23 protein-coding genes are annotated in these 19,804 nt (G+C 50.5%); 6 read left to right on the top strand and 17 right to left on the bottom strand.

What is annotated here, in order from left to right:
• Window positions 1-31 precede the first annotated feature (31 nt).
• The 12 genes from OXB_RS11590 to OXB_RS11540 form a co-directional block, all read right to left on the bottom strand.
• The gene (locus tag OXB_RS11590) at window positions 32-319 is read right to left on the bottom strand and encodes a zinc ribbon domain-containing protein (RefSeq protein WP_052483843.1); all 288 of its coding nucleotides are present in this window, start codon (window positions 317-319) and stop codon (window positions 32-34) included.
• Window positions 294-1,532, bottom strand: coding sequence for an IS91 family transposase (locus OXB_RS11585; protein WP_084212371.1), 1,239 nt, complete (start codon window positions 1,530-1,532; stop codon window positions 294-296). Before OXB_RS11585 ends, OXB_RS11590 begins: the two co-directional genes overlap by 26 nt.
• Window positions 1,533-1,866: 334 nt before the next feature.
• The gene (locus tag OXB_RS18880; protein ID WP_158333693.1) at window positions 1,867-2,010 is read right to left on the bottom strand and encodes a hypothetical protein; all 144 of its coding nucleotides are present in this window, start codon (window positions 2,008-2,010) and stop codon (window positions 1,867-1,869) included.
• A complete protein-coding gene (locus OXB_RS11580; RefSeq protein WP_144399692.1) occupies window positions 2,007-2,243 on the bottom strand; it encodes a hypothetical protein in 237 nt (78 codons plus the stop codon). The genes OXB_RS18880 and OXB_RS11580 overlap by 4 nt, the downstream gene beginning before the upstream one ends.
• A 108-nt stretch (window positions 2,244-2,351) precedes the next feature.
• Entirely contained in the window at window positions 2,352-3,611 is a 1,260-nt protein-coding gene (locus OXB_RS11575; protein WP_144399691.1) for a replicative DNA helicase, read from the bottom strand.
• On the bottom strand, window positions 3,608-4,117 hold the full coding sequence (locus tag OXB_RS11570; protein ID WP_052483995.1) for a hypothetical protein: 510 nt from the start codon (window positions 4,115-4,117) through the stop codon (window positions 3,608-3,610). The genes OXB_RS11575 and OXB_RS11570 overlap by 4 nt, the downstream gene beginning before the upstream one ends.
• Window positions 4,118-4,522: 405 nt before the next feature.
• Window positions 4,523-5,821 (bottom strand): pyrimidine-nucleoside phosphorylase, encoded by a 1,299-nt coding sequence (locus OXB_RS11565; protein WP_084212556.1) that lies wholly within the window; start codon window positions 5,819-5,821, stop codon window positions 4,523-4,525.
• Window positions 5,822-5,835: 14 nt separating this feature from the next.
• Window positions 5,836-7,029, bottom strand: a complete 1,194-nt coding sequence (deoB, locus tag OXB_RS11560) for a phosphopentomutase (RefSeq protein WP_041074439.1) — start codon at window positions 7,027-7,029, stop codon at window positions 5,836-5,838.
• Between the two features lie 37 nt (window positions 7,030-7,066).
• On the bottom strand, window positions 7,067-7,966 hold the full coding sequence (gene xerD / locus OXB_RS11555; RefSeq protein ID WP_041074436.1) for a site-specific tyrosine recombinase XerD: 900 nt from the start codon (window positions 7,964-7,966) through the stop codon (window positions 7,067-7,069).
• Window positions 7,967-8,060: 94 nt separating this feature from the next.
• On the bottom strand, window positions 8,061-8,528 hold the full coding sequence (fur, locus tag OXB_RS11550) for a ferric iron uptake transcriptional regulator (RefSeq protein ID WP_041074434.1): 468 nt from the start codon (window positions 8,526-8,528) through the stop codon (window positions 8,061-8,063).
• Window positions 8,529-8,611: 83 nt separating this feature from the next.
• Entirely contained in the window at window positions 8,612-9,127 is a 516-nt protein-coding gene (locus OXB_RS11545) for a hypothetical protein (protein WP_041074432.1), read from the bottom strand.
• A 55-nt stretch (window positions 9,128-9,182) separates the two neighbouring features.
• Window positions 9,183-9,728, bottom strand: a complete 546-nt coding sequence (locus tag OXB_RS11540; protein ID WP_041076673.1) for an NUDIX domain-containing protein — start codon at window positions 9,726-9,728, stop codon at window positions 9,183-9,185.
• An 81-nt stretch (window positions 9,729-9,809) separates the two neighbouring features.
• On the opposite strand from OXB_RS11540, the gene OXB_RS11535 reads away from it, so the two are divergent.
• From OXB_RS11535 to OXB_RS11515, 5 genes are all read left to right on the top strand, one after another.
• Window positions 9,810-10,712, top strand: a complete 903-nt coding sequence (locus OXB_RS11535) for an aldo/keto reductase (RefSeq protein WP_041074430.1) — start codon at window positions 9,810-9,812, stop codon at window positions 10,710-10,712.
• Between the two features lie 114 nt (window positions 10,713-10,826).
• The gene (locus OXB_RS11530; RefSeq protein WP_144399690.1) at window positions 10,827-11,090 is read left to right on the top strand and encodes a hypothetical protein; all 264 of its coding nucleotides are present in this window, start codon (window positions 10,827-10,829) and stop codon (window positions 11,088-11,090) included.
• Between the two features lie 181 nt (window positions 11,091-11,271).
• The gene (locus OXB_RS11525; protein ID WP_041074426.1) at window positions 11,272-12,357 is read left to right on the top strand and encodes an ABC transporter substrate-binding protein; all 1,086 of its coding nucleotides are present in this window, start codon (window positions 11,272-11,274) and stop codon (window positions 12,355-12,357) included.
• A 5-nt stretch (window positions 12,358-12,362) separates the two neighbouring features.
• Complete coding sequence (locus tag OXB_RS11520; RefSeq protein ID WP_041074424.1) at window positions 12,363-13,130, top strand: ABC transporter ATP-binding protein; 768 nt, start codon at window positions 12,363-12,365, stop codon at window positions 13,128-13,130.
• Window positions 13,131-13,137: 7 nt separating this feature from the next.
• Window positions 13,138-13,929 carry an ABC transporter permease gene (locus tag OXB_RS11515; protein ID WP_041074421.1) on the top strand — a complete coding sequence of 264 codons (792 nt, stop codon included), beginning with the start codon at window positions 13,138-13,140 and terminating at the stop codon, window positions 13,927-13,929.
• Between the two features lie 163 nt (window positions 13,930-14,092).
• Here the strand turns inward: OXB_RS11515 and OXB_RS11510 are convergent, their stop codons facing one another.
• Window positions 14,093-14,425 (bottom strand): hypothetical protein, encoded by a 333-nt coding sequence (locus OXB_RS11510; protein WP_041074418.1) that lies wholly within the window; start codon window positions 14,423-14,425, stop codon window positions 14,093-14,095.
• Between the two features lie 228 nt (window positions 14,426-14,653).
• Between OXB_RS11510 and OXB_RS11505 the strand changes: the two genes are divergently transcribed.
• Entirely contained in the window at window positions 14,654-15,634 is a 981-nt protein-coding gene (locus OXB_RS11505; RefSeq protein ID WP_041074416.1) for an LCP family protein, read from the top strand.
• Between the two features lie 118 nt (window positions 15,635-15,752).
• On the opposite strand, the gene OXB_RS11500 is transcribed toward OXB_RS11505, so the two are convergent.
• The 4 genes from OXB_RS11500 to OXB_RS11485 all read right to left on the bottom strand — a co-directional run bounded on the left by OXB_RS11500 (window position 15,753) and on the right by OXB_RS11485 (window position 19,662).
• Window positions 15,753-16,352 (bottom strand): GNAT family N-acetyltransferase, encoded by a 600-nt coding sequence (locus tag OXB_RS11500; protein WP_041074415.1) that lies wholly within the window; start codon window positions 16,350-16,352, stop codon window positions 15,753-15,755.
• Between the two features lie 343 nt (window positions 16,353-16,695).
• Entirely contained in the window at window positions 16,696-17,628 is a 933-nt protein-coding gene (gene hprK, locus OXB_RS11495) for an HPr(Ser) kinase/phosphatase (protein ID WP_041076671.1), read from the bottom strand.
• A 139-nt stretch (window positions 17,629-17,767) separates the two neighbouring features.
• Complete coding sequence (locus OXB_RS11490; protein WP_041074413.1) at window positions 17,768-19,078, bottom strand: nucleobase:cation symporter-2 family protein; 1,311 nt, start codon at window positions 19,076-19,078, stop codon at window positions 17,768-17,770.
• A complete protein-coding gene (locus OXB_RS11485; RefSeq protein WP_041074412.1) occupies window positions 19,075-19,662 on the bottom strand; it encodes a xanthine phosphoribosyltransferase in 588 nt (195 codons plus the stop codon). The genes OXB_RS11490 and OXB_RS11485 overlap by 4 nt, the downstream gene beginning before the upstream one ends.
• Window positions 19,663-19,804 lie beyond the last annotated feature (142 nt).

Genomic DNA, 19,804 nt, shown 5'->3' with positions numbered 1-19,804 from the left:
ATGTTGGTATTTATTTGCAAGAACAAAAGCGCTAAAGCGCCTCTGTCCCCGTCCCAGGTGAAATCGATTCACTTGGGATTTTTTTCGCTCTATGCATGGTCCCACCACAAAAAGGACATTCAATCTCGACTTCTTCGTTCTGTTTTAAGTCGACCTGAAAGTCTGCCACTACAAAATCGGGAACGTCATCTAATTCCTGACAATCCCGACACTTAAATTCAATCGTACTTATTTTTTCGTTCAATCCGAACGGGTCATCCTCTTCTAATGATTGTAAAAATGCCCGATTCAGTTCATCCAGCTCTTCGTCTGTTGGCATCCTCCGACTTCTCCCATCTTTTAATAATTTTCATGCCCTCCATATAATGATACAGGATTCCATAATCAGCATGCCAAATCTCCACCAAGTCCATCTCCCGATGGCAACACGGGCAAATAAACGGATCCTGATCAAAAGCCTCTCTCATCCGTTCCCGATATGTTTTTCTCTTTTTCCTTCTTTCCAAAAGCATGGAAAGTTGTTTTGTCCGCATGAAGGCATAAAGGCTTAGAATTTGATTTGCCTTCTGATACGATCTTCTGCTATACAACCCAAAACGGCCCACCATTCTGAAGTGTTTTGGTGGGATGTGCTGTAAAATATTGAACAGGAATCGATAGACCGACTGCTTCACGTCCACCCGTTTCCCTGTTTTATGATCTTCATACCAGAACTCGACTTCCTTCCCATCGTATCCGACAATGCGATATTCGGCGATGGCCGGTCTCGCCAAGTATCTGCCTATGTATTTGGCTGCCCCTTTGGCATCCTTCATTTTCTGTTCTGCGTTCACATAGAATCCTTTCGGATATCGCCTATATAAATCATTGATTAATTCCTGGGCCTTTGGGTGATCGGGAAACCACTTCTTCATTAAATCGAGTAGCACCTTTTGCCAGGATTTCCGTAAGAATTCATAGGGAATGAAATCACTTGAACACCATTCATTCCGATTATCAATCGCCCCTTCCGTCACTAGGGCATGTATATGTGGATTGAACTTCAGATCCCTTCCGAACGTATGGATGACCGTGATCACCCCGGCTTGTAGGTTGCGCTTCCTGCTTTTACGACGATAATAGAATTGGAAGACCCCGGCTACCTGTCTACTCAACTCATTCAATTTTTTGCGGTCGTGGAAAAAGATATTCCGAAGTTCCTCGGGAATGGTGAATACCATGTGGCGATGCGGCACATTAAAGATTAAGTCCTGCTGTTTGGTGGACCAGTCATCCGTATATTTCTTTCCACACTTATTACAAAAGCGGCTCTTGCATGTGAAACAGACAATGACAGGAGATGGATTCCCTTCACAACCCAGACATTCATATCTCGCATATCCGACATCCGAGGATCCACAACGGATTGTTTTCAGGACGGTTTCTTTTATATCCTCTCGATAAGCTTCTGGAAACAAGGTAGAGTGCATTTGCCAAAACCCATCGAAATGGTCTTTCAGTATTCTTTTGATGACTCCACTAGTCCCTCTCATCGCGTCTCAGTCCCTTCGAGTATACGAACATTTTATCGAACAGTTATCCACAGGTCAAAATTTTATAATTTCCTAAGCAACAAAAAACACCTTCAAAGCCCATTACGAACTTTAAAAGTGTTTCAATGCTGAATGTTATTCGTAATCATGAACGTCTACTCCTAGTTCACGCATTCTTCCACCCGCCTCTGCCTAGAATGCCGAACCAAGTATATTTCTATAGTTTTGTCTTTCACCTGATAGAAAACCTTATACGGACCGACTTGCCAATTGCTAGTAATACCATTCGCAAATCAATTTGCTCTTGTTGAAGGTAAACCGGTCGGCCTGGAATTTAGAAAGCTAAATCTTGTTCTTGGAAATACGTTTGTATAGTGTTTTTTAGAAGAGGTGCAATGCCCGGTAACTCTATCGCTTCCCGCCATTGATCCAATTCTAACAATGATTCGATGGCCGATCTTCGCCAGCTTACCTTCATGAATCCATTCCTAACATTGTTTTGATTTCGTCTTCCGATAAAATTGGATTTGTTTTATCCAGCGCCGCCCTTAGCCGCTTTTCCTCCTCGAGGTCCGTAACTATATAAGGCACATACTCATTTACTTCTTCCACTTCCATCAACAGATACGTTTTCGCATCTACCTGAATATAAGGATGCCCGGATTGAATCGCCTTTTTCACTTCATGATTTTCAATCCTAATTGGTTCCACTAAACCCACCCACTCTCTTCATTCATTTCCCTTCATTATACCTTATTGAAGGATAGGTCGAAACTTCACCGCCCGCCGTTTCAGCTCTCGAAATGATGGATGGCGGCATCATAAAGCAATCCCTTCACGGTTTGTTCCGACTCCCACTACCTCCCCCGTATATTTGTTGTACGCTGCAACGGCTGTTCCGACCGGGCCGTTCCTGTTTTTCGAGACGATCAGCTCCATCGTGCTGTCGGTGTCGTCATTCGTGTAGTACGCGTTGCGGTAGAGGAAAAGGATGACGTCGGCATCTTCCTCGATCGAGCCGGATTCGCGCAGGTCGGACATGAGCGGCCGCTTGTCGTTCCGCTGTTCGACGGCACGGCTTAGCTGGGCGAGTGTGATGACCGGGCAATTGAATTCACGCGCCATCGCTTTTAAGTCCTTCGTGATTTGCGAGATTTGCAGGTGCATGTTGCTGCTGTTGTCCTCGGAATGGATAAGCGTCAAGTAGTCGATGAAGATGACGGGCTTCAGGCGCGGGTATTCGTGGATCATCTTCCGCACTTTCATCCGCATTTCCGCGACGGTCTGTTTGCTGCGGTCGAAGAATTGGATGTTCGTTTCCGCCAAGATGCCGACCGTTTTCGGCCAAGCGGCTTTTTGGGGTTCATTCAACAACGTATAGGGGTCGCGCATTCGGGCTCTCGAGAAGCTTCCGGTCGAGGCGAGCAGGCGGTCCCGCAAGCTCGAAGCGGACATTTCAAGCGAGAAGATGATCGGCAAGCGGTTCTTCCATCCGGCATGCTTCGCGATATGGAGCATGATGTCCGACTTCCCCATGCTGGGCCGTGCCGCGACGATGGTCAATTCGCCGTCCTGGAAACCGTTTGTCATATTATCCAAAGCATCGATCCCTGTCGTTGCGCCTTCCGCCCTCTCCTTTTTGATGTACGGGTCATCGTAGACGCTGACGAGCAAATCGGAAATCGACGAATGGTCGCTTGCCCGATTGCCGGTCAGCGCCTCCAGTTCGCTCATGATGCGGTCAATCGACCAATTTTCCTGCGTCGCGATATGCAGCACATTTTGCTTCTCGCGCTCCCTCCATACGTCGAGCATGACTTCGAGATGGTCGTCGAATTTATCGATCTGCGCAAAGTTCGTCAAACTTTGTACATAATTTGCCCCTCCGACATCTTGCGGGTTGCAGGACATGAGCAAGGTGATGTAGTCGACGGATTTCCCGTTTGCCGACAGCTCCTTCATTGTTTGGAAAATCATTTTGTGGACCGGATTTGTAAACTGGGAGACAGCCAAACCCGAATCGTCGATCAAATAATTCTCTTTCAGCATCGAGCCAAGGACCGCTCTTTCTGCAATCACCACGATTCCCCCTTCGTCAGATCCAATTTGAATTCCGTCACTTGCCGGTTCGGCAGGAAATCATTTCTTCTTGCTTTCTTTTCTTTCTTGCTTTCTTTAGTAGTTGTTAGCTCTTTGCGAGGACTTTGTTCGCTCTTTGTTAGTCCCTTTGCCGGACCGCTGCCATTTTGCTGATAAAACTGCCAGTTCGTAATGGTGATGAGCCGGTTTCTCATTGTGGATTCATTTGTTAGAAATCCGTATTTCTCAAATCGCTTCAAGGCCGTCCGGACGTTCTGCACGGATACATGATCGCCGCATTCTTTCGCAAGACTGGCGAGCGATGTCACAACTTGCCCCGGTTTTACCAAATACTTCTCCCCTTTCCACTCCCATTCTTTTTCCTCGTAATTCACCATCATGAGCAACGTTATCAAGACGGATTGCTGCTCCGGCCTCGAGGTTTTCCAGATCGGCTTGTCCTTCAATATCCGATGCAATTTCAACCAACCTCTATCCATTTCCATTTCGATTCCCCCTCGTCTGTGATCAGTCGATTCATCAGTTATATAGAAATGAACAGGGGAAAAGGATACATGACATAAAAAATTCGGTGACTGTCACCGACACAATTATCGTGATATCACTTTTTTCAATCGCTTCTTCCAAATCGTCGAGCATCGCCTTGACGATTTTGAGTAAATGGTCCTCTGTTAATTCATTGAACGAAATCAGATTAGTCAGAAAAGGGAGGTTTTAGTTGATAAAGCCCTGCACTTGACGGTCTTTCCTTCACTATGGTACACCCCTTCTTGTGGACGGCGATTATACTGCGAATTAATGATAATTGCCTTGAAAAATAGAGTGCCAAAAAGGGAACGGGTGTAGTGACATACCCCCGTTCCCTTTTTTATTTCATTCAAAGCTTACCTCTATCCCCCAATCAGTTTCCCGATCAATGGCGGGGCCTCCACTTTCGAAGGACCGATCTGGATGTGCTGCTGTATCATCGTCATAGATGGAGCCACATCCTGTTTATTGGAATGGATGATGGCGAGGGGTTCCCCTTGCTCCACCGGATCCCCGATCTTTTTCTTCAAGACGACGCCGACTGCCAGATCGATGGCATCCTCTTTTGTCGCCCGGCCGGCACCGAGCAGCATGGCGGCCACTCCGAGGCTGTCCGCATCCATATGTACAACGAATCCGGAAGCGGGCGAAGGCACTTCGATCTGATAGGCAGCGGAAGGCAACAGCGCAGGATCCGCGACAATTGCCGGGTCTCCCCCTTGCGCCTCGATCAGTCTTTCGAACCGTTCCAAAGCGGAACCGTCCCGCATCACCTGCTCCAATTTGGCACGCGCCTCCTCGATCGAGGCCGCCTTCCCGCCGGCCACGACCATCCGGCTGCCGAGGACGAGGCATAATTCCGTCAAGTCCGCCGGCCCTTCCCCTCTCAGCGTTTCAATCGCTTCCGCCACTTCGAGCGCATTGCCGATCGCAAATCCGAGCGGCTGGCTCATATCCGAAATGACCGCCATCGTCTGTCTGCCGGTTTGATGGCCGATTGCAACCATCGCTTCCGCCAAGGCGACAGAGTCTTCCTCCGTCTTCATGAAAGCGCCGTTTCCCGTTTTCACGTCCAGGACGATGGCATCCGCTCCCGCCGCGATCTTCTTGCTCATGATCGAGCTCGCGATCAACGGGATGCTGTCCACTGTCGCCGTCACATCGCGCAGCGCATACAGCTTCTTATCCGCCGGAGTCAAATTGCCGCTCTGCCCCATGACAGCGAGCCGGATGTCATTCACTTGGCGGGCAAACTGCGCCTCGGTCAACTCCGTATGGAACCCGGCGATGGCTTCCAGCTTATCGATCGTCCCGCCGGTATGGCCGAGTCCCCGCCCGCTCATCTTCGCGACCGGGACACCGCATGCCGCCACCAGGGGAATCAAAATAAGGCTCGTGGTGTCCCCCACACCGCCCGTGGAATGCTTATCGACTTTGATCCCCTCGATCGGACTCAAGTCGATCTGATCCCCGGACTCCGCCATCGCTTTCGTCAAATCCCCTTGCTCCTTGGCCGTCATCCCCTTGAAATAAATCGCCATCAGCAACGCGCTTGCCTGGTAATCCGGAATCGTCCCCGCTGTATAGCCATCGATGAAAAACCGGATCTCCTGCTCGGAAAGCGGTGCCCCATCCCTCTTTTTCGCAATCAAATCCACCATTCTGACCAAATCCATCACACCTTTTCTTCAATCAAACGTAAAAAACTGGTCCCGTTTTCCGGCATTTCCACACCGAAGTTTTCCGCAATCGTGGCGCCGATATCCGAGAAGGTTTCCCGCAATGGCAAGGCACCGCCCTTGGAAATCGAAGGCGAATAAACGAGCAGCGGCACGTATTCCCGGGTATGGTCCGTTCCGGCGTGCACCGGGTCATTGCCGTGATCCGCCGTAATGATGAGCAGATCACCGCTCCGCATCCCTGCGACGATTTCAGGCAACCGGCGATCGAATTCCTGCAGCGCCTTTCCATATCCGACCGGATCGCGCCGGTGGCCGAACAACGCATCGAAATCCACCAAATTGACGAAACTGATGCCGTTGAAATCTCTTTTCATGACATCGAGCAATTTATCGACACCGTCCATATTGCTGACCGTCCGCACCGCTTCCGTCACCCCGGCGCCATTGTAAATATCCGAAATCTTTCCGATTGCAATGACATCGTAGCCCGCATCTTCCAGCTCCTCCATGACGATCCGCCCAAACGGCTTCAACGCATAGTCATGGCGATTGGTCGTCCGGATGAAATGCCCCGGTTCCCCGATAAAAGGCCTTGCGATGACGCGCCCGACCAAAAATTCAGGCTGCAATGTCAATTCCCGGGCGATTTCACAGATCCGGTACTGTTCCTCGATCGGGATGATGTCTTCGTGCGCCGCGATCTGAAGGACCGGATCGGCGGACGTATAGACGATGAGCGCTCCCGTTTCCATATGCTCTTGCCCGAGCTCCTCGATGATGGCGGTCCCGCTTGCGGGTTTATTGCCGATCACTTTCCGGCCCGTCCGCTGCTCCAGCTCTGCTATCAGCTCTGGCGGGAACCCGTCCGGATACACTTTGAACGGTTGGTCGATCCGGAGCCCCATGATCTCCCAATGGCCGGTCATCGTGTCTTTCCCGACAGAAGCTTCCTGCATCTTCGTGTAAAAGCCGCGGGGATCCGCTTCGGGGGCAATCCCTTGGATGTCCGCGATGTTCCCCAGGCCGAGCTGCGCCATATTCGGCATATCCAATCCGCCCATCGCTTCTGCGATATGGCCTAGCGTATGCGCCCCCTCATCGCCGAAAAGATGCGCGTCGGGCGCTTCCCCGATGCCTACTGAATCCAACACGATCAGATGGATCCGCTGAAACCGATGTTTACCCATTTGTTGTCCCTCCCATTTTCATTGCACCCCAATTGCGTCATGCACGCGGGTGAAATTTCACATACACTTCCTTCAAGCGGGATTTGCTGACATGCGTATAGATTTGTGTCGTGGAAATATCCGCATGGCCGAGCATTTCCTGGACCGCCCGCAGATCGGCCCCGTTCTCGATGAGATGCGTTGCGAAGGAATGCCGCAATATATGGGGCGTCAGTTCTTTTTGTATACCCGCTTTCAAGGCATGCCCCTTCAAAATCTTCCAACAGCCTTGCCGGGTCAGCCGCGAACCTTGCATATTGACGAATAACGCCTCCACATTCCTCTGCTTCTCCGTGAATTGCGGACGCACTTCCTCCACATAGCATTGCACCGCCTGGATGGCACTCCGGCCGAGCGGGATGATCCGCTCTTTCCCCCCCTTGCCGAACACACGGACAAACCCCATCGATAAATGGATGTCCTGCATATCGAGCCCGATCAGCTCGCTGACCCGCATGCCGGTTCCGTATAATAACTCCAACAGCGCCACATCCCGTTTCCCTTGCAATGTGGCAGCATCCGGCGCTTGGATCAGCCGGTCGATCTCATCTATCGATAGGACCCGCGGCAACTTCTGTTCAATCTTCGGCAACTCAAGATGGACCGTCGGATCCTGGTCCGTCACCTGATCCCGCAATAGGAATTGGTGAAAGGAACGGATCGACGAAATATGCCGGGATATCGTCCTCGCCGACTTTCCTTCCGCTTTCAACCGTTGCAGATGGCCGATGATCGCCGTACGGTCCACCTTATTGATGGACGGATGTCCCGCTTCCTCCATCGACTGGATGTACTCGGTCAAATCCCGTCGATACGAGCTGATCGTATTGGATGAAAGCTGACGTTCCACCTGCAGGAAATGGATGTAATCTTCCAGTGCAAAGCGGGCGTCTTTCATCGCAGTCGGGGATGTTCCGCTCTATAGTATGTACTCATGCCCCTTCCCCCTTTCATCAAATGACAAAAGGGACAGCGCACGCCATCCCTTTTCCTCACTCTTCCTTATCTTCCTGTTCATCCTTATCGGACCGGCATCTTTTGCAGATGCCATGGAATGTCAGCCAATGGTCTTTTACGGCAAATTCAAAACGGCTTTCCACGACTTTTTCCACTTCTCCCAGGAGGTCTTCCTGGATTTCATCCACTGTTCCGCATTCGATGCAGATCAGGTGGTGATGGAAGTGGTCAGCCCCTTCTTGCCGAAGGTCATAACGGGAAACCCCGTCCCCGAAATTGATTTTATCGACTATTTTAAGATCTGTCAGCAATTCCAATGTACGATACACAGTCGCAAGACCGATCTCCGGCGCTTTCTCCTTCACTAGCAGGAAAACGTCTTCCGCGCTAAGATGGTCCTCCTCATACTCCAGGAGCACTCTCACTGTCGCTTCCCGCTGAGGCGTCAACTTATAGCTGGCCCCATGCAGTTGTTTCTTTATACGATCGATCCGGCTCTCCATACGACGCCCCCCTCAAACTGACTTCATTATATCAAAAGGGCTTTCCGTATGACAACCGAAAGGAAACCACCTCCTCTTCGGACCTATCGGATAATCCAATAGAAGACGAGCATTTCAGATGCCAGGACGACAGCGGACAATAGGAGCAGGATCGGCAAAGCACGCGGATTGCGTCTTTTTCCGATCGTCGGGCGCATAAAATAAGGAGGACAAAGCACCGTGCAATACAATAGGAACAGGAAACAGGAGATGAACTGGAACGGGAACCACCACACCGTATAGTCAAGCATCTTCATCCCCGACCCGAGCAAATAGGACGACGCCAGCCCGAAAAAAACACTTTTCAAAGCCCCTGTGAATAAAACCAAGGGGCGGGTTTGCCGGATTCTCGAAAAAATATACGCCAGTGTATAAAAGAACACAAAAACCCCAATCGGCCTGATCGCACCCGCATCCTGCCCCCCGACGACCCGCAAATCGTAAAAGGAGATCCATCTCTCCGCGGCCTCGGAAGATACCTCGCGGAACAACAGCGCCCCTCCGATATACCCGACCGCTAGTATGACGAACAAATGGATGAATGACAATGAACGGACCATAGGCCTGCACCTCCGCATAGTTTGTACAACATATGCTTGTCCGGCCGAAAATAGGTCATGTATTCAATAGATTTTTTGCATACAGGACGGCGAATGCCGTTTTGGCGTCAAAGATGGCACCGTCGGCCATCATTTCCTCCGCTTCGGCAAGCGATACTTCCATTAGATTGATAAATTCATCCTCATCCCCCGCTGCCGGATTTTCAATCGGATACAAATCCCTCGCCAAGTAAAGATGAATCACCTCATCCGCAAATCCCGGAGAGGTGGCAAAGGACTGGATGAAAGTGAACTCACGGGCACCGTAGCCCGTCTCTTCCTCCAATTCACGGACAGCCGTCACTTCAGGGGCTTCCCCAGGGTCGATTTTTCCTGCGGGGATTTCAATAAGCGACCGCTCCAGTGCCTTGCGGTATTGTTCGACGAACACCAGCTTACCTTCAGAAGTGATTGCCAGGATCGCCACCGCGCCCGGATGACGGACCAATTCTCGGGTAGCCCGCTTGCCATCCGGCAACTCCACTTCTTCCACCCGGAGCGAAATGACCTTCCCTTCATACAACGTCTCCCCCGTTACCGTCTTTTCCTCATATGCCTCCAAATCCTTCATCCTTTCGACTGCGAACTTCTTTCATTTGCCATATGCACATTGTACCATGGAGGAAACGGGAGGTGCATTTATGTGAATCAAAGAGAATTGGGCCAGAGCGGGTTGACCGTTTCGGAATTGGGGCTCGGCTGCATGTCGTTGCCTGACGACTTCCAGGAATCCAAACGGATCATCGATGCCGCTCTCGATGCGGGCATTACCTTTTTCGACACGGCCGATCTATACGATGGCGGGAAAAATGAAGAACTCGTCGGCTATGCGCTGAAAAACAGGCGGGAAGATATCATCCTGGCGACGAAAGTCGGAAACCGGCTGAACCCGGACGGCAACGGCTGGTCTTGGAATCCGACGAAACGGCATATCGTCAGTGCGGTGAAAGACAGTCTACGGCGGCTCGGTACCGACTATATCGATCTGTATCAATTGCATGGCGGAACGATGGAGGACGATGCCGAGGAAACGATCGAGGCGTTTGAAAGTTTGAAAAAAGAGGGCTTGATTCGTCACTATGGGATTTCTTCCATACGCCCGACCGTCATCAAACGCTTCCTCGATGGCAGTTCGGCCGTTTCGGTCATGATGCAATATAGCCTGCTCGATCGCAGGCCGGAAGAATGGCTGCCGATGATCCGGGACCGGGGCGCTTCCGTCATTGCCCGCGGGACGCTCGCAAAAGGCTTGTTGACGGATGAAGGATTGGCGAGAGCCCGGAAGCTGGACGGGTTCCTAGACTATGATGCTGCGGGCTTGCAACAGACCATCGCCTCTTTGTCTACAGACCGCGCCGATCTGCATGCGATCGCCATCGCATTCGCGCTGCAAGACGAAACCGTGGCCACCGCCCTGATCGGCGCACGGACAGAGGAACAGCTCCAAGACTCCATCAGAGCCTACCAGAAACCGGTCGATCCACAAATGATGGAAGCTGCCACGCAACATGTCCATGCAAACAAGTATTCTGAGCATCGTCTCTAGTTCCGATTAAATTGAAACACTCCTGTCATGTAAGTGTAGTGATTGAAAGGGTGAAATCCGGGGTAACCAGTAAGTAGCACCTTGAAAATCATTTTACTTTTGGAGGAGATTTCATTGAAACTAGCAAAACCGGAAAATAAGAGATGGCTGAAACTCGGAGCCGCCACTATATTATCAGTCAGCATGCTTGCCGCTTGTGCGGACGATAACGATCCTGATGACGTCGACGTAAATGTCGATAACCCGCCAGCCGATGTGGATGACGGCACCGATACGAATATCGACATGGACGTGAATGAAACGACGCCGGATGGAGGCGCTACAACGACTCCGGACGCCACGCCTGATGAAGGCACGACAACAGAGACAACTCCATGATCAAACTAGCAAAAGGTCGGAGATGCGGAATGCTCTCCGGCCTTTTTCCTATCCCTTTATTCGACAATCAATTCAAACTATCCAACAATTTTCACAACGTTTTATGGTATCCTAATAAGGTGAGCTCCTAGTTGTACATACAAGAAGATCTCACTGACTACATAGATGGGGGGAAACAAAAATGAGAAGAAAGTTTTGGTATGCACTTTTTTCCGTCATCCTGTTGGCATTCGCCTTAGCAGCGTGCGGTAAAGATGCAGGATCGGATTCCGCTTCGACAGGGGATGTCCAAAAATCGGAAGGCACTCCGGAGGAAAGCCCATCCGCCGAAAACAAAAAGGTGGATATCGGAATGCTCAAACTGACGAGCTCCGCTCCATTATTCATCGCATTGGAGAAAGGCTTCTTCGAGGAGGAAGGCATCGATGCGCAAGAGAAGTGGTTTGAAGCGGCCCAGCCTATTTCAGTTGCCACGACGAGCGGAGATATCGATGTCGGTGCGACCGGAATCACAGCGAGCCTCTATAATATGGTGGCCGGCGGAGAGAAGTTATTGATTGTCGCGGATAAGGGCCGGGAGCAGGCAGGCTATTCATCCACTGCGGTATTGGTCCCAAGCGATTCGGATGCAGCTTCGATCGAAGATTTGAAAGGCAAGAAAATTGGAATCACGCAAACGGGTTCGACGTACCACTACATGGCGGGCCAATTGCTTGAATTGCATGGTTTGACAACAGCGGACGTTGAATTGGTGCCGGTGAACAGCATTCCGGGCTTGATGGAGACGTTGCAAAGCAAACAGGTGGATGCCGTCCTTTTGAATGAGCCGAACGTATCGCGTGTCGTGAAGGAAGGCTATGGAAAAGTCATCGCCCAAGTCGGGGATGAAATGGATTATCAGACTTCCGGGATCTTCTTCTCCCAAGCATTCGCCGACGACAAAGAGACAGCTGTCAAGTTCCTGAAAGCTTATGCGAAAGCGACGCGCTATTATTATGATGCCGTCTTGACAAAAGAAGGCGATGAAATCGTTCCGGGGGAAAATTATGAGGAAGTGATCGAAATCATCGCGAAATATACCGACCAAGAGCCGGAACTCATCAAATTGGGACTTCCATATATGGACCGGGACGGAAAGCTGCTCGACACCGATATCCAGACGCAGGTCGATTGGTATGTGAAGGAAAAATTGGTCGATTCCATTGATCCGAGCGAAATCGTCAATACGGAGCTGTTGGAAGAAGCTTTGCAAGACTTAGGGAAGTGATGTAGATGAAGATTGTCATTGATGATGTCGGAAAGACATTCACCAACACCAAGAAAGAAGTTACAACAGCCTTGGAGAATATTAATTTCACCATCCACGAGAAGGAGTTTGTCGTCCTGGTCGGACCAAGCGGATGCGGGAAATCGACCTTGCTCAACATTGTAGGGGGATTATTATCCCCTACTACCGGGTCGGTCTATTTTGAAGGGATCGAGAAGGATCCGAATTTGGCGATCGTCTTCCAGGAAATAGCGCTCTTTCCATGGCGGACCGTTTATCAAAACGTCATTTACGGTCTGGAGGAACGGAAGGTCAGCAAACAGGAAATCAAGGAAAAAGCGGACTATTACATCGACATGGTCGGCTTGACGGATTTCAAGGATGCTTATCCGAAGCAGCTCTCCGGGGGCATGAAGCAGCGGGTCGGAATCGGCCGGGCGTTGGCGGTCGAGCCGGACTTGCTGCTCATGGACGAGCCTTTCTCCGCTCTGGATGCCCAAACACGGACGCTGATGCAGGAGGAATTGCTGACGATCTGGAACCGGACCCAGCTGAGCACGCTGTATGTCACGCATAACATCCAGGAGGCGGTCTATTTGGCCGACCGCGTCATCGTGCTGTCGAGGCATCCGGGACGCATCAAAAGCATCATCCCCATCGATTTGCCTAAGATGGGCAGAGGCGAAGAACAACATCGGGAACAATTTGAACGGTATTCGGAAGAAATCTGGCAAATGATCCGCCATGATGCCGTCGAAGCCTTGAAGGAGTGAAAAATCGATGGCACATCAGAAAAAAACAATCACCAACCGAGTCGCCTTTTTGGAAAAAAAGGTCCCGATCTACGCTTCCGTACTCGGGCTCGTCGGCTTGATCATCCTTTGGGAAATCGTGTGCAGCCTGAAAATCGTTTCCCCGCTGTTCCTCCCCGCTCCGTCGGCAATTGTCACGACGGGCTGGGATATGCTCGTCAGCGGGGAAATCACGAGAAACCTGGGTCCGAGTCTGTACCGGATCGGAGTCGGCTATCTGATCGGTTCCACGGTCGGCATCATCGTCGGCCTTCTGCTCGGATTTTCCAAATGGGTGGATGCTATCGGGACGCCCATCGTCTACTCTTTGTATCCGATTCCTAAAATCGCCTTACTGCCATTGTTCGTTCTGTGGCTTGGCATCGGCGAGCTGTCCAAAGTGACCATCATCGCGCTGGGCGTATTTTTCCCGGTCGTCATCAACACCTATTCCGGGGTGCGGAACGTCGATCAGATTTTGATCAAAGCAGCGATCACCTTTGGATCGAACCATTTCAATGTCATCCGGAAAGTGATCCTGCCCGGTGCCTTGCCGATGATCTTCGCCGGTTTGAAGCTGGCAGCGGGGACTTCCCTGCTCCTGTTGGTCGCAGCGGAAATGATCGCGGCGCAAAGCGGGATCGGTTCCATGGTACTGCATTACGGAAATCTCATGATCACTTCCAAATTGATGGTAGGCGTTCTCGTCCTATCCATCCTCGGCCTGACATTCAACCGGCTCTTACAATGGTTGGAAAACAAGCTCTTGCCTTGGAAATGATAAGTTGAAATATAAAGCTGTCCTGAAACCCGGAAAATCGTTCAGGAAGGCTCCCTTTCCGTGGGCGTCGCCGTTCCTGAACGATTTTCCTACCATAACCTAAAAAACGGGGCTATCCGATTAAGCCAGTTTCTCACTGACTTATCGGACAGCCCCCTGCTTTTCATTCCTGGCATTCTTCCTTCTTCCGGTCCATCTCCTCCCGATTGAGCACTACCCTTGGGAACCTTGTAAAAACGGGGTCCAGTTGGTAGTTCATGTCTTCCAATTCCGCCGGTTCACTGAAAGGATATTCATAATAGATTGCGTGCTTGGCACTTTGGACGATGAGCCGGATCAGTTGGAGCGGCAGGGCGCCCCCTGTATCTTCGTCGGTCAGGACCGTCTCCTCCTCGACCCAATCGGCTTGGTTGATAAACGTATGGCCTTCCCGCTCGTCCGCGGACTCCTGCTCCGCAAATTCCAACAGTTCCTCCAAAGTCGCTGCTTGTCTCAAACTGATTCCTCCCTTTCCCATCTCTCCTTGTCTGTTTCCCCGTTCCGGCGCTGCCGATAAACATAAGTACCAAGGATTGCAAATAAAATTAGATTGTATTCGATTACATTTCTTGATAGGGTTGTAAAGAAAAGTGTTTCGCATATCAATCATTTAAAACTTTTTCCCCCTGTCCGCGTCCTATACAAGGGGATTGGATGACATTTAGTGAGAATGGTGGTTGTAAGAATGAAAAGACAACAATATAAAAAGCGGAAGAAAAGGAAATGGCTCGGTATCAGTTTCCTGCTGCTCGCTTTATTGATAGGGATCGGCGCTTTCTATTGGGTCGACCAATTTAAGCAGGGACAGTCATTGGCGGGCGACAGCACGTTGAAGGAGCAATCTTCCGAATTTGATTTATTCGAAGGGCCGGAGCCGCAATATGGGGAAATCAATGTCCTCCTTCTCGGGTCGGATGCCCGGGCCAATGAGAACGGAGGGCGGTCCGACACCTTGATGGTTGCCCATTATGCCCAAAAAACGGGGGCGCTCAAGCTGATTTCGATCATGCGGGATACATATGTCGACATTCCGGGCTACGGCAAGCAGAAGATGAACGCCGCCTTCTCCTTGGGAGGTCCGGAGCTCGTCCGCCAGACGATCAAGGAAAACTTCGGTCTCGATGTCCATTATTATACGATCGTCGATTTTAACGGCTTCCCGAAGCTGGTCGACATTTTGGCGCCCGATGGCATCGAGGTCGACATTCCATATAAAATGCAGCATGGAATCGGAATGACGTTACAGCCGGGGCAGCAAACGCTGCACGGGGATGAATTATTAGGGTATGTCCGCTTCCGACATGATCGGATGAGCGATTTCGGCCGCGTCGAACGGCAACAGGAAGCCCTCTCCAAGCTCAAAGAGGAAGCGGTCGGCATGCACAATATCATGAACTTGCCGAAACTGCTCGGAGCCGCGGAAGCGTATATCGATACAAATGTCGATAAGATGACGATGCTGTCCATCGCAAAAGGGCTGCTTGACAAGAAGTCGAACGGCATCGAGACGCTCCGCATCCCTGTGGACCATTCCTACCGGGATCTCGAAACAAATGTCGGGGATGTACTGGACATCGATTTCCAACAAAACATCGATGCGTTGAACGCGTTCTTGAAAGGGTCCACTGAAACTGCGGAAAATACGTCGACTTTGGATGAACAATAGAAAAGAGAGGTTCCGCACCCTTTCTATTGGAGAGCAGAACTGATGAAATCTTATAAAAAAGCAGGGGAATTCTTTTATGAATTCGCCCTGCTTTTTATTGTCTGGCCTTAGGTGCTCGTCATTTGTTTTTGATTGATGAATTTTGCATTAAAGCAGGCTTGATTTTATCAAAGTCTTGCTTCAACAAAGAATACATGTATAAATCATCGAATTTCCCATTTGTAAACTCATAATTCCTTAATAATCCTTCTCTAATAAAACCTAATTTTTCTACTAACTTTTGTGATGAGAGATTAGGCGGCTCGATTAATGCTTCTAGTCGTTGAAAATTCATATGTTCATATCCGTAACTTATTATAGCTTCAACCGCTTCAGTTGCTATGCCTTTCCTCCACTGTGCTTTACTCAATTCAAAGCCTATTTCTGCACGGAAATGCTGCGAAACATAGTTATGAAAACCGCAACTGCCAATAACAATTCCTTGCTCTTTTAAAGTGATTCCCCATCTAATACCCGTTTTGTCGTTTTGTATTGACTGATACCATGAGATCTCATCTAACGCATCGTTAATCGATTTAAAAGGTTCCAGCCCATAATATTTCATCACCTCTTCATCAGACAGATAGTTCAAAATGCTGTTCGCATCCTCTTCTGTAACTTTTCTTAATAGTAACCTTTTAGTCTCAAGTACGGGAAATGTACGGGTATCTTCAATCATTTTAATTACTCCCTACTTTCTATTGCTGGTACTAATTTTGTCGGTGCGAAAGTTGAGTTATATATTAAAAAACAAGGGGCTGTCCAGAAAGTGGATTTTCCGGTTAAACACGCAAATAGCAAGGGCTCTGGTCGCTTTCCGCGGGCCAGCCGACGAGCCTCCTCCGGCTTACAGCCGTGCGGGGTCTCGTCGGCCGGCTTTCCCGCAGGAGTCTCCCGGCGCCCTTGCTTTTTGCTGGTATCCAACTCTGTGCCTGGACTTTTCGGACAGCCCCTATTTGTTTTCCTATTACTGTTTTGCTCGCGAAAAGAGCACCCTTTCCTTCCCAGAGGCCCTCTCTTTTTCATTGCTTGTGTTCGTCTTTCGCAAATTCCGACTCCAGCCGTTTCATGAACTCCTCCGCCGCGCTGTAGCCTTGCTGCTGCAAATACCAGTTATTTGCGGCCGCCTCGATCAGACCGGCGACATCCCGCCCCGGCTGCAACTGGATCTGGATATGCGGAACGGGCACATCCAAGTACGTCTTGTATTTCGTATCGACTTCCAGCTCGTTGTTCAAGCTGTTCTCCTGCCACTCCGTCAACTCGATATCGAGCGCGATGCGGGTCTCCTCCTGGAAAGCGGCACGCCCGTAAAGCCGCACGACATTCAGCAGACCGATGCTGCGCAGGGCAAGAAATTCCTTGTTTTTTTCATCATGGGTACCGAGCAATGTTTGCGGGCTCAGCTTCTTCAACACGACGATATCATCGGCTACGAGCCGATGCCCCCGCCCGATCAGGATATGGGCTGTCTCGCTCTTGCCGACGCCCGACTTGCCGCGCAATAAAACACCGATCCCCGCAACGTTGACACAGACCCCATGGATGGCAATCTCGGGTGCCATCGCCTTCACGGCGTAAGCATCCAATTTCGCGCTCATTTCGGTTGTCGAATCCGGCGTCCGGAGAACCGGGATATTCTCCTCCGTACAAAACTGGCGAAGCCCGAGCGGCTCCTCCTGCTGTGATGTGATAATGATGCATGGCGGATCATAATAGACGATATTTTGAATGCGCAGTTTGCACTCCTCATCGGAAAGCGTATGCAAGTAATTGATTTCATTCTTTCCGAGTATTTGGACGTGATCTTTCGCAATAAAATCGAATTTGTCCAAGAACTCCAAGCCTGGCCGTCTCACCTTCGTTTTTTTCAGGACACGGTGCAGATGGTCTTCGCCGACCAGCACTTCCACCGGGAACCGGCGGACGATATCGGCCACTGTCAATGTAATCACCAAGGCCCACCCTCTTTCATTCGAAAATCCATATGGTGACGTATCTCATTAGTATAGCATGCGCCCCACAGATTCATAACGGAAATTAGCATCAAAAAACACCAAGGCCGGAAAGTCCCCGGTCTTGGTGCCAACCTTGTCATGCTTCCTGTTTCGCCAACAGGACTGCTGATTCTTTCGCTTCTTTTTTCTTCCTCTTTCTGGAAGGGATCATATTGAACATGATATTGAGGCCGATTGCGGCTGTGCTTCCTGCCACAATCCCGTTGCTCGTCAAGATTTGAAAGCTTTCCGGCAGCTTGGCGAATAGTTCGGGTACGACCGAAACACCAAGCCCCAAGCCGATGGAGCAAGCGATGATCATGGCATTCTCCTGGGAATCGGCCACGACTTTGCTCAACATCTTGATGCCTTGCGCAATGACCATTCCGAACATCGCAACCATCGCTCCGCCTAATACCGCATTCGGAATGATGATGGCCAATGCCGCGATTTTCGGCATGAACCCAAGCAAGACCAGCATACCCGCCGTAATCGCGATGACTCTGCGCGCCTTGACACCCGACATCTGAATCAAACCGACGTTCTGCGAAAAAGTCGTATACGGGAACGCACTGAAAATCCCGCCGATTACGGAAGCAAGCCCCTCTGCCCGATAGCCTCTCTCCAAGTCTTTCGGTTTCAGATCTTTCTCGCAAATATCCCCCAATGCAAAATAGACACCCGTCGACTCGACAAGCGATACCATCGCAACTAACGTCATCATCAGAATCGGCAGCAGATGGAAAGTCGGAGTCGCCAAGTAAAACGGCTGGACCATATGGAATACGGCCGCTTCCTGCACCGGAGCAAAATTGACAACCCCCATGAACACCGCGGCAACCGTCCCGGCCACCATTCCAAGCAAGATGGAGATCGAGCGGAGGAACCCTGTCGAGAAGCGGTAGACTAAAATAATGGTGAGAAGAGTCCCGAACGACAAGGCAATATTGCTCGCCGAACCGAAATCCGGTGCCCCCATGCCGCCTCCCATATTGTTCAAAGCAACGGGTATCAATGTCACCCCGATGATTGTTACGACAGAACCGGTGACGACCGGCGGGAAAAAACGGACAAGGCTGCCGAAAAACTTGCTGATGACGACGATAATCAAACCGGACGCAATGATGGCGCCATAAATGGCAGAAATACCATATTTATCGCCGATGGAAATCATCGGGCCGACCGCGGTGAATGTACAACCGAGAACGACCGGCAATCCGATTCCGACGAAGCGGTTCGAGATGATCTGAAGGAATGTCGCCAACCCGCACATGAGAATATCGATGGATACGAGATACGTCAATTGCTTCGCATCCAATCCGATAGCTCCCCCGACGATCAACGGAACGAGCACCGCTCCCGCATACATCGCGAGAAGATGTTGGAATCCTAATATCGTCGATTTCATCGGGATGGTACCTCCTCGGCGAATGCCACTTGTCCATCATCAAGCGATTCCACAATCGCCAATGACTCCAGCCGGATTCCCCGCGCGCGGATAAGGGCGCCGCCCGGTTGGAACCCTTTCTCGATGACAATGCCGACGCCCGCCAAACGGGCCCCCGCCTGTTCCACGATATCCAGCAAGCCGAGTGCCGCCTGGCCGTTCGCCAAAAAATCGTCAATCAACAATACCGTATCTTCATTCGTCAAAAAGTCTTTCGAGACGGAAATCTCATTCGTCTCTTGCTTCGTGAACGAACGGACGCTTGCCGTGTACAAGTCGTTCACCAATGTCAAGGACTTGCGCTTCCTGGCAAAGATGACGGGCACGCCAAGATACAACCCCGCCATCATGGATGGTGCAATCCCCGATGACTCAATCGTTACGATTTTAGTGATGCCCGCATCCATGAACCGGTCCGCGAATTCCTTCCCGATCGCCTGCATCAGCTCCGGATCGATCTGGTGATTCAAAAACGAATCCACTTTCAGCACTTCTTCCGACAATACGTTACCATCCTGCTGAATTTTATCTTGCAACAACTTCACGATGAGTCCTCCCTATGAAAATGAAAATAAATAAAAAAGCCCGGGCGATATTGCTCCAGCCATACCCATGAGTGGAACAACATCATCCGAGCCGAATCGTCAGATGAAAAAGAAAAGAACGTTCCCGCATATCGAAGGACGA

Source organism: Bacillus sp. OxB-1 (assembly GCF_000829195.1).
Taxonomy (GTDB): domain Bacteria; phylum Bacillota; class Bacilli; order Bacillales_A; family Planococcaceae; genus Sporosarcina.
This window is presented reverse-complemented; position numbering and strand designations above follow the sequence as displayed.

Excerpts from the sequence above, each read along its gene's own strand:
- OXB_RS11585 (WP_084212371.1), bottom strand. The coding sequence starts at position 1,532 with ATGAGAGGGACTAGTGGAGTCATCAAAAGAATACTGAAAGACCATTTC.
- OXB_RS11565 (WP_084212556.1), bottom strand. The coding sequence starts at position 5,821 with ATGGTGGATTTGATTGCGAAAAAGAGGGATGGGGCACCGCTTTCCGAG.
- OXB_RS11590 (WP_052483843.1), bottom strand. The coding sequence starts at position 319 with ATGCCAACAGACGAAGAGCTGGATGAACTGAATCGGGCATTTTTACAA.
- deoB (WP_041074439.1), bottom strand. The coding sequence starts at position 7,029 with ATGGGTAAACATCGGTTTCAGCGGATCCATCTGATCGTGTTGGATTCA.
- OXB_RS11515 (WP_041074421.1), top strand. The coding sequence starts at position 13,138 with ATGGCACATCAGAAAAAAACAATCACCAACCGAGTCGCCTTTTTGGAA.
- fur (WP_041074434.1), bottom strand. The coding sequence starts at position 8,528 with ATGGAGAGCCGGATCGATCGTATAAAGAAACAACTGCATGGGGCCAGC.
- OXB_RS11545 (WP_041074432.1), bottom strand. The coding sequence starts at position 9,127 with ATGGTCCGTTCATTGTCATTCATCCATTTGTTCGTCATACTAGCGGTC.
- OXB_RS11490 (WP_041074413.1), bottom strand. The coding sequence starts at position 19,078 with ATGAAATCGACGATATTAGGATTCCAACATCTTCTCGCGATGTATGCG.
- OXB_RS18880 (WP_158333693.1), bottom strand. The coding sequence starts at position 2,010 with ATGAAGGTAAGCTGGCGAAGATCGGCCATCGAATCATTGTTAGAATTG.
- OXB_RS11525 (WP_041074426.1), top strand. The coding sequence starts at position 11,272 with ATGAGAAGAAAGTTTTGGTATGCACTTTTTTCCGTCATCCTGTTGGCA.
- OXB_RS11505 (WP_041074416.1), top strand. The coding sequence starts at position 14,654 with ATGAAAAGACAACAATATAAAAAGCGGAAGAAAAGGAAATGGCTCGGT.
- xerD (WP_041074436.1), bottom strand. The coding sequence starts at position 7,966 with ATGAAAGACGCCCGCTTTGCACTGGAAGATTACATCCATTTCCTGCAG.
- OXB_RS11570 (WP_052483995.1), bottom strand. The coding sequence starts at position 4,117 with ATGGAAATGGATAGAGGTTGGTTGAAATTGCATCGGATATTGAAGGAC.
- OXB_RS11500 (WP_041074415.1), bottom strand. The coding sequence starts at position 16,352 with ATGATTGAAGATACCCGTACATTTCCCGTACTTGAGACTAAAAGGTTA.
- OXB_RS11520 (WP_041074424.1), top strand. The coding sequence starts at position 12,363 with ATGAAGATTGTCATTGATGATGTCGGAAAGACATTCACCAACACCAAG.